At 50.2% G+C, this 15479-nt stretch carries 12 protein-coding genes; 6 read left to right on the top strand and 6 right to left on the bottom strand.

Annotated elements, in window-relative coordinates:
• The first annotated feature begins 4 nt into the window (after window positions 1-4).
• Both OI18_RS13995 and OI18_RS13990 read left to right on the top strand, forming a co-directional pair.
• Complete coding sequence (locus OI18_RS13995; RefSeq protein WP_039140711.1) at window positions 5-1840, top strand: hypothetical protein; 1836 nt, start codon at window positions 5-7, stop codon at window positions 1838-1840.
• 53 nt (window positions 1841-1893) lie between these two features.
• Complete coding sequence (locus OI18_RS13990) at window positions 1894-2082, top strand: hypothetical protein (RefSeq protein WP_039140710.1); 189 nt, start codon at window positions 1894-1896, stop codon at window positions 2080-2082.
• Here the strand turns inward: OI18_RS13990 and ppk1 are convergent.
• From ppk1 to OI18_RS13960, 6 genes are all read right to left on the bottom strand, one after another.
• Window positions 2075-4042 carry a polyphosphate kinase 1 gene (gene ppk1 / locus OI18_RS13985; RefSeq protein ID WP_039140707.1) on the bottom strand — a complete coding sequence of 656 codons (1968 nt, stop codon included), beginning with the start codon at window positions 4040-4042 and terminating at the stop codon, window positions 2075-2077. The two genes, OI18_RS13990 and ppk1, sit on opposite strands and share 8 nt — an antisense overlap.
• A 21-nt stretch (window positions 4043-4063) precedes the next feature.
• On the bottom strand, window positions 4064-5002 hold the full coding sequence (locus OI18_RS13980; RefSeq protein WP_052273226.1) for an ABC transporter ATP-binding protein: 939 nt from the start codon (window positions 5000-5002) through the stop codon (window positions 4064-4066).
• A 15-nt stretch (window positions 5003-5017) separates the two neighbouring features.
• Complete coding sequence (locus OI18_RS13975; protein ID WP_052273225.1) at window positions 5018-6658, bottom strand: OmpA family protein; 1641 nt, start codon at window positions 6656-6658, stop codon at window positions 5018-5020.
• Window positions 6659-6818: 160 nt separating this feature from the next.
• Window positions 6819-7964: a Gfo/Idh/MocA family protein gene (locus OI18_RS13970; protein WP_039140705.1), complete on the bottom strand. Its 1146-nt coding sequence runs from the start codon at window positions 7962-7964 to the stop codon at window positions 6819-6821.
• A gap of 37 nt (window positions 7965-8001) precedes the next feature.
• Window positions 8002-9186: an FG-GAP repeat domain-containing protein gene (locus OI18_RS13965; protein ID WP_039140702.1), complete on the bottom strand. Its 1185-nt coding sequence runs from the start codon at window positions 9184-9186 to the stop codon at window positions 8002-8004.
• Window positions 9187-9206: 20 nt separating this feature from the next.
• Window positions 9207-11135, bottom strand: coding sequence for a pyrroloquinoline quinone-dependent dehydrogenase (locus OI18_RS13960; RefSeq protein WP_052273224.1), 1929 nt, complete (start codon window positions 11133-11135; stop codon window positions 9207-9209).
• A 225-nt stretch (window positions 11136-11360) separates the two neighbouring features.
• Between OI18_RS13960 and OI18_RS13955 the strand changes: the two genes are divergently transcribed.
• Genes OI18_RS13955 through OI18_RS13940 form a run of 4 tightly spaced genes read left to right on the top strand, consistent with a single transcriptional unit; the run spans window position 11361 to window position 15385 of the window.
• Window positions 11361-12389: a sensor histidine kinase gene (locus OI18_RS13955; protein ID WP_052273223.1), complete on the top strand. Its 1029-nt coding sequence runs from the start codon at window positions 11361-11363 to the stop codon at window positions 12387-12389.
• Window positions 12386-13063, top strand: a complete 678-nt coding sequence (locus OI18_RS13950; protein ID WP_039140699.1) for a LytR/AlgR family response regulator transcription factor — start codon at window positions 12386-12388, stop codon at window positions 13061-13063. Before OI18_RS13955 ends, OI18_RS13950 begins: the two co-directional genes overlap by 4 nt.
• A 33-nt stretch (window positions 13064-13096) precedes the next feature.
• Entirely contained in the window at window positions 13097-14131 is a 1035-nt protein-coding gene (gene proB / locus OI18_RS13945; RefSeq protein ID WP_039140696.1) for a glutamate 5-kinase, read from the top strand.
• A 9-nt stretch (window positions 14132-14140) separates the two neighbouring features.
• A complete protein-coding gene (locus tag OI18_RS13940) occupies window positions 14141-15385 on the top strand; it encodes a glutamate-5-semialdehyde dehydrogenase (protein ID WP_039140693.1) in 1245 nt (414 codons plus the stop codon).
• Window positions 15386-15479: the final 94 nt, after the last annotated feature.

Here is a 15479-nt window from a genome sequence, read left to right as displayed (position 1 = left end):
TTATATGGGGAAAAACAGCACACTGCCGTTTTCCTATGTCATGAAGATCATTTACCTGTTCGCTTTCCTATTCCTGGCAAGCATTTGCAATGCCCAGGATACCACCCGTAAAAAGAGTGGCGTAAAGGCTTTTGCGAATGATTTCATCGACAATTTCTTCATTGCACGGGGCCGCACACACGATTCGGTCTTCTTCCAGAAAAGCGAGCGCTACTTCCAGCCTTACGCCGGTCGCATCATCCGGAAAACAATCGTCCGTAAACTGGGCTTCGGGGAAAGCGTGCTGGATACCTCGGAGAATATCCTTAATTCCATTACCAGGCTGGCCAACTCTCTGCAAAGCGGTACCCGGCCCGGTGTCATCCTGCAGTTCATGTTTGTGAAACCCGGGCAATCGCTGGACCCTTTCCAGCTGGCAGACAATGAACGGCTGTTCCGCGAACTCGATTTTGTGAAGGATGCCCGGATCAGGGTGCGGCCCGTGCCCGGCAATCATGATTCAGTCGACATTATTGTCGTGGTCCGCGACGTGTTCAGCTGGGGAGGAAAAGCAGATGCATCGGGCATTAATTCCTTTTCAGGTACCATTTACGACGCCAACCTTTTCGGAGCTGCACAGCGCCTGGAATACACCGCGCTATATGACAAATACAGGCAGCCGAAATTCGGCTCTGAGATAATGTACAGGAAATATAATGTCGGTGGATCATTCACGGATGTTCAACTGACCTACTCAAATATCGACAAGGGAATTTCCCTGGGTGATGAATATGAAACCTCACTCAACCTCAAACTTGACCGGCCATTGTATACGCCCAATGCAAAATTTGCGGGTGGAATGAACCTGAGCTGGAATGTTTCCAAAAACCGGTATGAGAAACCCGACAGCATTTTCCGGGATTATGAATACGCGCTTACCGATGTATGGGGCGGTTATAACTTCGGGACCCGTACTACCCGATTCCTCAGCGAATACCGTGAAGATGACCGGAAAAGAAAATTTGCCGCGGTACGGGTGTATAACCAGCACTTCAGCCGCAAACCGGTACTTGAAGATTACAATTACCTCTACACCGATAAGCTCTTTGTTCTTGGCGAATTCAGCTGGTACAAACTGAATTTTTACCGCACCAATTACATCTTTGGCTTTGGCCGTACAGAGGACCTTCCCGTCGGTATCACCAGGAAATTTACCTCCGGCTATACCCGCATCGACAGCATTGAAAGACCATACTTTGGCTGGGAATACAACCACTGGATGGAAATCAGGGAAAACTACCTGAGTTACACCCTTGCCCTTGGTACAAACTATTACAAAGGAAGTTTCGAAGACAACAGCCTCCTGTTCAACATGTCCTGGTTCAGCCGCCTTTTCAACTTCCGCAGGTTTAAATTGCGGCAGTTTCTGAATATGAGCTATGCAGGCATCGGGAATTACCACCTGTATGACCAGTTGCGGATCGACAATGAATTCGGGATCCACCGGTTTCGGACAGACAGCATCCGTGGATTGCAGCGGCTCAGCCTGGGTATGGAAACAGCTATTTTCACCCGACTGCAGCTCCTGGGCTTCCGGATCGGATTTTTCACTTTCGCCCGGGGATCACTGCTAGCCCCACAGGGCAAAGCTCTTTTTCATGGAGATATCTATAGCGCGCTTGGCGGTGGCTTCCGCACAGCCAATGAAAACCTCATTTTCGGCACAATTGAAGGAAGAATTACCTGGTTCCCGCGTACCGTCGGGAATATCAACAGCATTGTGCTTACATTATCCAGTAATGTCAGGTTCCGGTTTTCCCGCTCCTTTGTGCAGGCTCCCTGGTTTGCCAGCATCCGCTGACACAATATAAATGCAGATTTTTTGTTATTAATAGTACCCTAATCTCAATCCGTATGCAAAACATTCGTACCCTCCTCGTGTTAGCCATTGAAAATGTGCTACTTGTATGGGGATCAGTAATCCTGGCCCTTACTTACACCTCAACCAGCCACCCTTTTCTTTCACCCATTTCCTGGTACCTGATCGGTTCGGCGATGATCGTGCTGAATTTCACCAGGAAAAGAGCCCCGCGCACTACCTGAGATATTGGTAAACAGCGTTTTGCGGTGACTCTTCCCCGAGTTGCAGTTTCACCAGGTCAATGACCTCCTGGCGAATGGCAGCATCGTGCACCGGGAAACAGACTTCGATCCGCCGGTAAATGTTCCGGTTCATCCAGTCTGCCGACCCCAGGTATACATCGTCTTTTCCATCGTTGTGGAAGATGAAGATCCGCCCATGCTCGAGGAACCTCGACACGATCCGCTTTACGCTGATATTGCTGCTCATATTCGGCACGCCGGGTTTCAGGCAACAGATCCCCCTTACCAGCAGCTCGATCTTAACGCCGGCTAAGGAGGCGTCATATAATTTGCTGATCAGGTCGCGCTCTTCAAGATTATTGAGCTTGATCCTGATAGAAGCTGGCTTGCCCTCGCGGGCATGCCTGATCTCCCTGTCGATGAGCTGCAAGAATTTCTTCTTCAGGTTGTATTTCGCGACCAGCAGGTAGCGAAACTCGGGTTCTTTTGTGCCATCATCTTTACGGCTGCCAAATTTTATAAACAACTGCTCCAGTTCCTGCAACATCTCTTTGTGGGAAGTAAACAATACATGGTCGGTATAGAACCTGGCCGTTGACTCGTTCAGGTTGCCGGTAGAGAATAGCCCGGAATAATTTGTCTTTCCCTCTTTCTGCTTTTTAACCAGTGCTGTTTTTGCGTGCACCTTTAAAGAAGTGGGACTGTAATGCAGCTTCACTCCTGCCGCCTTCATCATCTTTGCCCAGCGGATATTGTTGGCCTCATCAAATCTTGCCTTAAGCTCAACCAGCACGGTAACTTTCTTACCATTCCTGGCAGCACTGATCAATGCATTGACGATTTTCGATTGCTCCGCAACCCGGTATAAAGTTGTGTAGATTTCGGTCACATCCGGATCCATCGCTGCTTCATTAAAAAACCGGAGCACCAGGTCAAAGGAATGATACGGTGGATGGATCATCAGGTCGTTGCCGGCAATGTATTCAAGCAATGTGCTTTCACCGGTAAACCCACGCACTTTATGCGGCTGCCATTTCCCGTAGGAAAGTCCGGGCTGGTGTACAGGTAATGAAGCGAAATCCTTCAGGTTATGGTAAGGCCCGCCTGATACAAGATTTGCATTTTCCAACCTGAATGCTGCCACAAGTAACTTCAGCAGTTCGTCCGGCAGCCGCCCGTCATACAATAACCTTGTAGCCAAACCGAAATCACGGCGCGCGATCTGTTTCTCCATCTTCTCCACCAGGTCTTCGGTGTATTCGTCCTCCAATGACAGCTCAGCATCACGGGTCACTTTGAGGTTATAGAAACCGGTTATTGTCCACCTGCTATACAGGTAACCGATATGCGCCCTGATAAGATCCTCAAGGAATATGATGTATTGGATCCCATTGGGGTTGACAGAAAAAAACCGTGGCACCTGGTTTACCGGGATATTTATGAGAAGCTGCTTCTGGTTAACGCCCTGCTGCAATACCAGCAACGCATACAGGTGATTGTTTTCCGGGAAGAAATCTTTCGCAGCCTGCAGGTCAACAGGCGTGAGTGTGCCCAGAACCTGGTTAAAGAAATATTCTTTTGTGGCCTTGTGAATCACTTCCGGCAATGGTTCATTATAAACCAGGTGAATGCCATAGGTTTTTAGTTCCGGTAGAATTCCCTCACGTAGAATGTGACCGTAGTTATCCAGCTGGTTGCTAACGGTCATGCTTACCTGCGCTGGAAGGGCTTCCGGTTCTGCGTTCGACCCGGCGGTTGATTTCTTTTTATCCGGCATTTTGATCCTGGCAAGCGCCATCAATGCCGGGATCCTGACCCGGTAAAACTCATCGAGGTTTGATGAGTAAATGGAAAGGAATTTTATCCGCTCCAGCAGTGGTACTTTCCTGTCACCGGCTTCCATTAACACCCGCTCATTGAAGGAAAGCCAGCTTAGGTCCCTGTCGTTAAAAGTGTACATTTTTTGAAGTTATTGACCTGTTCACATATTGACCTTCCACGTCTCTTCGCGAGGGAGTGAAACAAATATCTCATCCCCAGGCTTAAGATCGTTACGTACTGTAAGGACTTCTATTATGTTCCCGGAAAATAAAACATCGAGCTCATATAAAGCGCCCATGAAGGTTACCCTTTTAACAACAGCGTTAGCAGGACCACTCTCTTTTTGGGTGATGTTGAATTTTTCGGGGCGGACAAAGACCCCGCCATCCAGGATGTTGTATCGACCCAGCAGGCTGCCCGCATATTCACTCACGGGCCGGTAATAAATTTCGTAAGGATCACCACGCTGGATAATGCTGCCGCTTTTCATGATCAGCACTTCGTCTGCCCAGGAAAGAATGTCCTGCGGGTCATGGGACACCAATATGCAGGTGATATCGAGTTGCTCCCCGATATCGGCGATAACGGACTTCAATGTCTCCTTATGTTGCCTGTCGAGGTTTGAATAGGGTTCATCGAGTAATAAAAGTCTCGGTGAAGAAACCAGCAACCTCGCCAGTGCAATGCGTTGCCTTTCGCCGCCGGAAAGCCTGTCCGTCCGCCGTTTAAGCAGGTGGCTGATCTCGCAGATCTCAAATATTTCTTCGGCTTTGCCTGGCACCAACTGGTTGGCATAAAAGAGAATTTCTTCTACCCGGTAAGAATTGCGCAGCTCGAAATGTTGCGACAGGTAGGCGATGCCGGGCTGACCGGGAATCAGTCTTTCGAGTGGACCAAGCACCCGTTTCCTTTCAAACATCGCCACGCCTTCGTCCGGCTGCGCGAGCCCGCCGACGATCTTCAGCAATGTGCTTTTTCCCGAACCCGTTTCGCCGGCGATGGCAATCTTCTGCCCTTTTTCCTGGCTGAAACTGACCTGGTTAACAACCAGCTCTCCTCCCTCCTGCTTTGAAATGCCGGATACGCTTAAAAAATCCATATGACCTGCAAGATATCAATCCTTCACGATCTTGAACTCAACGCGCCGGTTCAGCTGGCGGCCATCGTCTGTATCGTTGGGAACCAGCGGCATGGTTTCACCATAGCCATGTGACACGATCCTCGCCGGGTCAATACCTTTGGACAGGATGTATTCGCGGCAGGATTTCGCCCTGTTATGGCTCAGCGTGATATTGTATTCATCCGTACCCCGGCTATCCGTATGCGCACTCAGCTCAATTTCGATTGCCGGGTTCTCTTTCAGCAGGGCAACCACCCTGTCCAGTTCAACAAAGGACTCCGGCCGGAGATCCCACTTGTCGAAGTCGAAGAATACGTTATTCAACCGCACCACCTGCCCGATCTCGATCGGCACCAGGTAAAGGTCGCGGTGGATCTCTTTATATCCTGCCTTGATGAGCGAATCAAGTTTCAGGTTCTCGGAAATGGAAAAGAAGTGTTTTGCCTGCGCCCTGATCGCATAGTTCTTATTATAGGGAAGTACGATCTTGAATGATCCGTCGAGCGGACTTGAAATCCCATTACCCGCAACGGCACCATCCGGAAGTGTTTCATATACCAGCGAAGCACTGAGCGGTTCCTTTGTCTTTTTGTTGTACACATTCCCACTTACCAGCACTACCGGGTCTGGCTTTACTTTTTCAAGCAGGTTTACCCGCACGATATCGGACTCACCCATTGTATTGAGGCTGGTGGTAAGGTAGGCATATTCCCCGCCTGCATCCATGGTAAAAAATGCATCCCATTCCGGTGTATTGATCGGGCTGCCGAGATTCACCGGCATCGACCACTTCTGCCAGCTGTCGTCGAGTCTTTTGGTCATCCAGATATCGTTGTCACCGAAGCCACCCGGGCGATCACTGCTGAAATACAGCGTTACCCCATCGGAAGCAAGGTAAGGCGTCATTTCATTATTCCCGGGAAGGTTGATCATTTTACCGAGGCTCTTTGGCTCGGTCCAGCAACATTCTTCTTTTTTAAAGCAAACGAAAAGATCATTGACCGGACTGCCTTCTTCGGGGGACATGTATAATAGCAGGGTCTTGCCATCATGCGACATGCTGGCGCCAGACTGGTGCCCGCGGTCATACTTGTAATAATTTTTGATATTGAGTCCATCGGGTTCACTCCACCGTCCGTTGCTTTGCAGCTGCACCATGCTGACCCCCTTTCCATGAAATGCGCCATTGATGAATGCGCCACGGATTAGCATGCGGTTGTTGTCGGGCGAGATCCAGTAAACAGCATTATACTGGGCTGTATTGAGGGGGTATGCGAGGTGCCGGGCTTCGGTCCATTTACCATTCTCGTCACGTTCCGAATACCAGATATCCTGCGAGTTCGGCACTGAACGATATTTTGTATTCGCCGGGTGGTTCTCGCAGATAAAGAACAGCAGGTTCCCATCAGCTGACACTACAGGCCTCAACTCTGCAAGGTCACTGTTGATATTGACACCAAGGTTTTCGATTTTGACAATGGTCGCCGCGCTTATCACATTCTCTTTCTGCTTCTCCAGGCGGCCGGTATCATTTTTCGCGCGCCGGTAACTGCTAACGAGGGAGTCATTGGAAGGCTGGGCAAAAGCCGCTGCAGCAAAAAAAATACTCAGGAGAAGGGTAAAACTGTTTCTCACGGTTCAGGATTTTAATAATAACGGTTCAGCCGCTATATTAATACATCCCGCTCATTCCATTCATCGAAAATCCACTTGAAATAAATAGTAAAAGCCCGGTGTACTCTTGCACGCCCGGGCTCTTCCCTTTTTAATTTTGAAATTTTACTTTTTAATTTTCTCACACTTTCACCCAGGCCTGCTTCTTATGGCTTTCGATGATCCGCTCACAGATCACGAGTTCTCTCAGGCCATCAGCAAAGGTCGGGAAGGTTGGGTTGGCAGGTTGTTTACCCGCTTCAACCGCAGCATAAACTTCCTTAAAAAGTTGCTTTGACGTATCCGGGAAGCCTTCGTTGTGGCCACCGGGGAAGCTGATCAGGCTCACCGCTTCACTGTAGAACAGGGAAGGGTCCTTCATCAGCACCTGGTTGGCGCCATCGCGCTTTCCAACCCAGATCTCGTTTGGCCTTTCAGAATTCCATTCGATGTTGGATTTTGATCCGCCAATTTCTACATTGAGTCGGTTCTTACGACCCGCTGCCACCTGGCTCACGGTTACGCTGCCCTTGTTGCCATTGCTGAAACGCAGCAGCACGTTCGCATGATCTTCCGTGTTAATGGGAACTTCTTCGTAATCGGCGGCAGAAAGGGTATTTGTTGAATATGTTTCAATGCGCTTTAGCGGCTTGAGACGCTTCTTGTGTACAGTAGAGAAGTCTGCCATTACTTCTGTGATCTCCAGCCCGGTTACGTATTCGATCACATCGAGCAGGTGCGAACCGATATCGGCGATCGCCCTTGATTCACCAGACTTGTCCGGCTCGAGGCGCCAGTTATAATCTGTCTGGAAGAACAGCCAGTCCTGCAGGTAAGACCCCAGCACGGAATAAATTTCCCCCAGGTCGCCTTTCTCCCTCATTACACGCATTTGCCTCACTAAGGGATAATAACGCAGGTTGAAATGGATGGCGTTTACCAGGCCGCTTTCTTTAGCGATCTTCACCAGTTCTTCTGCTTCTTCGATCTTCGTCGCCAAAGGCTTTTCACACACTACGTGCTTTCCTGCCAGCAGTGCCGCTTTTGCCTGTGAAAAATGGAGGAAGTTTGGCGTGCAGATATGGATGCTTTGGATGTCCTGCTGCTGCAGCAGCTCATCGAATGTATAGGCACGGTCGATCCCCAGTCCGGCAGCTTTTTCTTTCGCCAGCTCAATTGTTGCTTCGCAAAGTGCAGCCACTTCGATATTCGGCAGGCGGCGGAGGGCTTCGATATGTGCGGGCCCTATGAATCCTGTGCCGACAACGGCCACTTTAATTCTTTTCATTGTTCAGTTTTGTTTTTCGGATCGTTAAATTAAGTATTTAATGCCTCACCTGCTCAAAAAAATGCACGCCTTTTTTATTTGAGACGATGATATCCGGCAGGTTATCACCGTTGATATCCTGTACAATGAAACTGTTACCCACACCCGAATTGTTGTCAATCTCGTGCGGGATCCACTCCGGATTTTTGCCTGGCCTGAACTCAAACCAGTAGAGCACAGCGGGCTCAGCTGCCCCTGGATCTTTTTCGTTATGGGCTTTATAGCGTTTACCGGTGATGAGGTCCGGGTGGCCATCGCCATTGATATCGGCAAATTCCAATGCATGTGACTGCGAGAATAATTTACTGATCGTATGGGTTTTCCAACTGGTATTATTTCCTTCACGCACCTGTTCATGCCACCAGATGCCGTAATCATGGGCGGAAGACGAAAGCACATCCTGGTCACCATCGCCATCAACATCGTACACAAACATATTGGCACAGTCATCGCCTAATTTGGCTTCATGGAATTTCCAGCCTTCTTTAGCTGTGTTGCCTGGATTCTCCCACCAGCCGTCTTTGATCACCACATCATTCTTCCCATCAAGATTCATATCGCCCCAGCCGAGCCCATGCGTGTACCGGTGCGTTCCCCGGGTGCTGTCGAAACTGATTACGGTGCGCTTCCATTCGGTGCTTTTGTTGCCCGGTGATTTCAGCCAGATCACTTGCTTTGCCACTTCATCATTACAGATAAGATCCATCCGGCCATCACCATCCACATCTACCCATGCGGGTGATTCGTTGCCGGCGTGCGCTATCACGACTGTGCCCTTCCATGGAGCTTCCGTGTTGCCGGGGTTCTCATACCACATGCAAACTTCACCGGGCTGGTCGAGCCGGATCACATCAGCACGATTGTCACCGTTCACATCAGTGGAATAGTTGTGGAAGGTGGTGCTGTAACCCGGGATTGGATTTAAGGTATCGGAATGGACCCGGTGCTGTTTCCATCCCGGCGCTTCATACCAGTACGGGCCGGCGATAATATCGGTCTTGCCGTCATTATTGACATCCGCTACAGTGACGCCCTCCGATACAAATGTGCTGTCTACCGTGTGTTTGCTGAAACTGGTGGTGGCTGCAGACTGTGTCGCTGCGGACTGTTTCGTTGCGTCCCGGCACGAAATGAGCAGCACTACCATTGCTATCGTATGAATCTTCACCTGGTTATTGATCATATTTTCTTGTTCTAACGTTGTCAGTCAACCGAAAACGCCATCAGCGCATCACCCATCCGGGTTCGCAATTTCCCATGCCCACCCGCTGCGATCACAACATATTGTTTTCCTTTAATGGAGTACGTCATGGGTGTGGCCTGCGCAGTTGCCGGCAGCATGTATTGCCATAACAGCTTCCCTGTTGAGGTGCTGAATGCACGCAGGTGACCATCAAGACTTGCGGCCACAAAGGTCAGGTTGCCGGCCGTTGTGATGGCGCCACCAAGATTTAGTGAACCCCATTTCTCTGCATCCGGGTATTTGCGTGGGTCGAGCATGAATCCCAGCGGCACTTCCCATTTCTTCTCCCCCGTTTTCATGTCGATGGCCAGTAGTGTTCCCCATGGCGGCGCGGTCTGGATCTTCATTCCACCCGTATCCACCTTGAAAAGATAGTCCCTTTTCATTACATAGGGGGTGCCGGCCTGCCTGCCGGTCTCAGCGCGGATCAGGTCTTTATTCTGCCGCTCCACCATTTCCAGGCTGTCGCGCGGGATCATCCGGATGATGGCCGCAAGGTGATTGATATTAGTAACGAGCAATCCCCGCCCCGGGTCGTAGCTCATTCCACCCCAGTGAATACCACCCACATTGCCTGGCGTGATGATGGTACCGCCATAACTCGGCGGCGTGAAGATGCCGCCACTGGTGAATTGTTTGATTCGTTCTGTGGCAGCTATCCATTCGGCTTCGTTGAGCCCCCAGGCATTTTCTACACCCACCTTCTGTAATCCGAGTGGTGCCGGCAGCACCGGGAATGGCTGCGTTGGCCAGGCCGATTCACCCGCCACGGTGGAACCCGGAACCGGGCGCTCTTCGACCGGGAAGACCGGCTTCCCGGTTTCGCGGTGCAGGATGAACACATGTCCCATTTTCGTTCCCACGATCACTACGGGAGTTTTCTTTCCATCTTTTATGATTTCCGCAAGAATCGGTTGCGCTGCGATGTCATAGTCCCACAGGTCGTGGTGCACCACCTGGAAATACCAGGCAACTTTGCCCGTGGAAGCATGCAGCGCTACCAGGCTGTTGCCATACAGGTTTTGCCCATGGCGCTCGCCTCCATAATAATCGGGACTCGGAGCCGAGCAGGGAACAAAGACGAGGTTGCGGTCAGGGTCAGCCGAAATGACCGACCAGGCATTGGCTGCCCCGCTTTCATGGGCGTTTGGTCCCTGCCAGGTATTCCAGGCCGGGTCGAGGGAGTCGCGCGGGATCGGGTCCCAGGTCCATTTCAACTGGCCGGAGTGCACATCGTATGCCCTTACGGCGCCGCGCGTCATTTTCATTTGCTGGTTATCACCAAGCGAGGATCCAATCACCACGAGGTTTCCGATCACCGCCGGCGGTGAGGTAACACTCAGGTCGCGGCCGAGTCCTGCTTTCAGGTCAACAGTTCCATTTACGCCAAACTGTATGAGCGGCTTCCCGGTTTCCGGGTGCAGGGCAATGAGCCTGCCGTCGATAGTGGGAACGAAGATGATCTCCGGTTTGGTTGGTGCGTTGCCTTTGGCCGCCGGCCAGGCAGACACCCCGCGCGAAGTGACCTCGGAGTAGTCGGCCCTGAGGTTTACCTGCGGATCGTACATCCATACCTGTTTGCCCGTCGACGCATTCACTGCGAACACCCTGCAGGTGGGGGTCGTAAAATATAAAGTTTCATCAATCATCAGCGGCGTGGTTTCAAAAGCTGACTTTGAGATCAGTTCGGTTCCCTTATAGGTTTCAAGCTCGCCGGTGTTGAAGGTCCACGCCGGTTTCAGCTTCGACACATTGGATTCATTGATCTGTTTCAGCGGCGAGTAGCGCGTACCGCCTGCGTCCCTCCCATATGCCGGCCATTCCGACTGGCCCTTCGCCTGGTACGCGAAAGAGGCTGTGATCGCTATTGCAATGATTCCCTTAAACATATGCTGGTTGTTTGGATGCAAACCTAGTCTCCCTGCGACCCGCCCTCAAATCCGATTGACCACTAGCCATAAAACGGTGACCGCAGGTGTATTCACCCTATTTCACCGGCCCGGACTCACCGGCCGGGACTCACCCGTCGGGTGCCACCCGACGGGTGAACACCGCAATTTGCCCTCTCGTCAAAAAAACTGCCGGGGCACAGGGGCGCCGGATAACTTTGTGCTGTGAAGCCGTTCCGAAAATATGCATTCCCTGCCTTGTTCGCGTTACTGATTTATGCGACAATCCGGGTGATCAATGACACCATCGCAGAAGATATTTTCTGGGAACGGCCCTGGACTCTGAACATGATCGAGATCGGCACCGCGATCATCACCGGCCACCTCACCATCTTCCTGCTCGACCGTCTCTTCAAATACTTCGACAGCCACCCGCCGGAATATACCGGTCCCCGCAGAATTGCGTTCGAGATCAGCTGCATAGTGATCATTGAAATCGTAGTAAACAACATCACACTCACCCCGATGGCAGCAGTCACGGACGACGGGCTTTCCCGGGGCGACATTGCCATCATCAATATCATTCCGCTGCTGTATGCGCTGATCTATTATGCGATAACCCGTAGCCAGCACCTGCTCAGGCAATACATTGAAAGCCGGGTCCAACTGGAAAAAATGAGCCGCGACCGCGCTGAAACTGAACTGAAATTCCTGAAGGCCCAATACCACCCGCATTTCCTCTTCAACGCACTGAATACGGTTTATTTCCAGATGGACGACAACCCCGCCGCCGCAAAAGCCACCATAGAAAAATTCGCCGAACTGTTGCGGTACCAGCTTTATGATCAACAGCAGACAGTAGAAATAAAAAAGGAAATTGAATACCTCTCTACTTATATCGACCTGCAAAAGATCCGCACAACAGACAGGCTGAAACTACAGGTATCCTTCCCTGCCAATCTCAACGGCCAACGCGTATACCCACTCCTGTTCATGCCGCTGGTTGAAAACGCTTTTAAATATGTCGGCGGTGATTACCACATGAAAGTGGAACTAAAAAATAATGCGGACAATATCGAGCTGCTCGTGGAGAACTCCATAAACAACAACGCGGCACAACACACAGTGGGCGGACTGGGCCTCGAAAGCCTGAAACGCAGGCTTGAGCTTCTTTACCCCGCAACACATACCTTGCAACTCGAAGAAGTCAACAATGTTTACACAGCGAAACTGACCATAAACTGCATGGAATGAATATCAGCTGCATCATAACGGACGATGAACCAATCGCAAGAAAAGGACTAAAAGGTTATGTGGAACGCACCGGCTTCCTCGAGCTCAGGGCTGAGTGCGAAGACGGCATTGAACTTAATAAGCTGTTGAAAGGATCACCGGTCGACTTGCTGTTCCTCGACATTGAAATGCCCGGACTCAGCGGCATTGACCTGCTTCGCAGTCTCACAACTACACCGAAAGTCATTTTCACCACCGCGTATGAACGCTATGCAATCGATGGCTTTGAACTCGAAGTACTCGATTACCTGCTGAAGCCCATTTCGTTCGAAAGATTCCTGAAGGCTGCGAACAAGGCATTCGATTATTTCAACGCAAAAGCTTCACTGCAGACATACCTCTTCGTGAAAACGGACCGTTCACTCGAAAAAGTAATCATCAGTGACATCCTGTTCATAGAAGCAATGGAGAACTATATCCGTATTCACACCGTTGAAAAAAAATTGCTGGTACATTCTACGCTGAAATCCTTTCACGACAAGTTGCCCCAGGGCAAATTCATTCAGCCGCATAAATCCTTTCTCGTAAACATAGACCAGGTAAACGCTGTAATGGGCAACCTGCTCATCATCGGAAGCCAGGAGATCCCTATCAGCAAATACAAAAAAGACGATATACTCAGGGCTATTTCCTAAATTTATTGCTTCTAAAACCACAAGCAAGTTGCAATGACAGGAAAAGTACTGGTTATCAAGCTTGGCTCGGCTGTCATAACCAATCAGGAAGGAAATATTGATACGACGATCGTAAAAAAAGTTGCGGAAGAAGTTGCTGCCCTCAGCCGTCAGTACAACATTGTACTGGTATCGAGCGGTGCAGTAGCCAGCGGAAAAAAATTCCTTTCCGCATACAAGGGCACACTAACAGAACGCAAGGCTGCAGCTGCAGTCGGCAATCCCATTCTCATCCAGCTGTATCACCAGTACCTTCAGCAGGAAGGTATCACTGTTGCACAGGCGCTTTGCGAGCGGATGCATTTTTCAAACCGCAAACAATTCCTGCAGCTTAAAGAAACATTCGAGACTTTTTGGGAGAACAAGATCGTGCCGGTAGTAAATGAAAATGACCTCGTAAGTAATGTTGAGATCAAGTTCTCAGACAATGATGAGCTTGCCACACTAATCGCCATCGGGTTCGATGCAACATCGATGTTGCTGTGTACATCAGCGGGCGGACTGCTCAATGATAACAAAGAAGTGATCTCAAGGGTCGACAGGATCGATGGTGCAGTACTGCAACATGTGAATACAGAAAAAAGCAATGTAGGCTTAGGTGGAATGTTGTCGAAACTGACTTTTACCCGCCTCGCAACATCACTGGGCATACATGTGGCCATCTGTGGATTGAAAGGCGAACGGCCACTGCAGGATGCGCTTGAAGGAAAGAACGGCACCTGGTTTGAACCGCAGTCATCCAACCTGCGGGCAAGACAGAAATGGCTTGCCAGTGGCTCCGTAACTCTTGGCACTATTCATGTTGATAAAGGCGCAGCAAAGGCGCTGTTTGCACGCAAGAGCCTGCTGACAGTCGGTATCAGCAATACAGAAGGTAAATTTGTAGCAGGAGAAGTGGTACAGCTGCGTGATGAAACCGGCGAGATCATTGGCGTTGCCAAATCGAAACTCGCCGCAGGCGAGATTGGCAGGCAGCTGACAGTGCGCAATGTGATTGCTGCACATGCCGACGATATCGTGCTATTTTAATTGAAACTCATGAAACAGGAAGTACTTCCGCTCATCATAAAAACTCATAAGGCCTCACCACAACTGCAGGATCTGGATGCGAAACAACTCAAACAATTGATCGTATCGCTCGCGGAAGAAGTGGAAGCTGGCACTGCCAAATTACTTAAGGCCAACCAAAAAGATCTCGCATTGCAGGCACCCGACAATCCCCGCAACGATCGCCTGCTGCTGAATGAGCAAAGGATCTCAGCAATAGCGAAAAGCATCAGGAAAGTCGCACGCCTGCAGGACCCGACAGGACAGGTACTGGAAAAAAGGACCCTGCCAAATGGACTTGCGCTGAGCAAGATAACGGTTCCCCTGGGCGTTGTGGGCGCCATCTACGAATCAAGGCCAAACGTCACCTTCGATATCGCATCCCTGTGCCTGAGGAGCCGCAACGCCTGCGTGCTGAAAGGAAGCAGCGAAGCAGCCAATACAAATAAGGTAGCAGCCGACCTCATCAAAAAAGTCTTAAAGAACCACGGACTTTCAACCGATCTCGTGACCCTGCTCCCCCCCGATCGCGAAGTGGTAAATGAAATGTTCACTGCCACGCGTTACATCGATGTATTAATACCGCGGGGATCGGATAGCCTTATCCGTTATGTAAGGCAAAACAGCCTTGTCCCGGTAATTGAGACCGGCGCAGGCGTATGCCATGTTTTCGTGGAAAGCAAAGCAGACCTCGATAAAGCTGTTGACATTGTCGTGAATGCAAAAACCTCGCGACCTTCTGTATGTAATGCCGCAGATGCGATCCTTATAGACAGGAAAATTGCGGCGAAATTCATCCCGAAACTGCTCCCTGAATTTCAAAAGCACGGCGTAGAAGTGTTTGCTGACGCCGCTTCCTACCGCATCATGAAAGGCTACCCGCATCTTGAAAAAGCGCAACCCGAAGACTTCGGCCGCGAATTCCTCAGCCTGAGATGCGCCATGAAAATCGTAGAGGGCCTTGATGAAGCCCTCGAGCACATCGCAAAATATTCCACCCGTCACAGCGAAGCGATAGTATCAGAAGATAAAAAAGCCTGCGAAACTTTTATCAGGAAGGTTGATGCAGCAGCTGTTTACACCAATGCATCCACGCGGTTTACTGACGGTGAAGAATTTGGTCTCGGTGCAGAGATCGGAATCAGCACCCAGAAGCTGCATGCACGTGGTCCGTTTGCACTGGAAAAACTGGTAACAGAAAAATGGGTTATCAGGGGACAGGGACAGATACGATAATTTTTTTTCTACATAACTCACTGATATTATACTGTTTATAACGGTCACGTATATTTCCTAAGTATAACAACCTATGTGAACTCAATCCGGGAAT

Origin of the sequence: Flavihumibacter solisilvae (assembly GCF_000814475.1) — a bacterium.
GTDB lineage: Bacteria > Bacteroidota > Bacteroidia > Chitinophagales > Chitinophagaceae > Flavihumibacter > Flavihumibacter solisilvae.
Note: the sequence above shows the minus strand (reverse complement) of the source record. Positions and strands in the feature narration are given on the sequence as shown.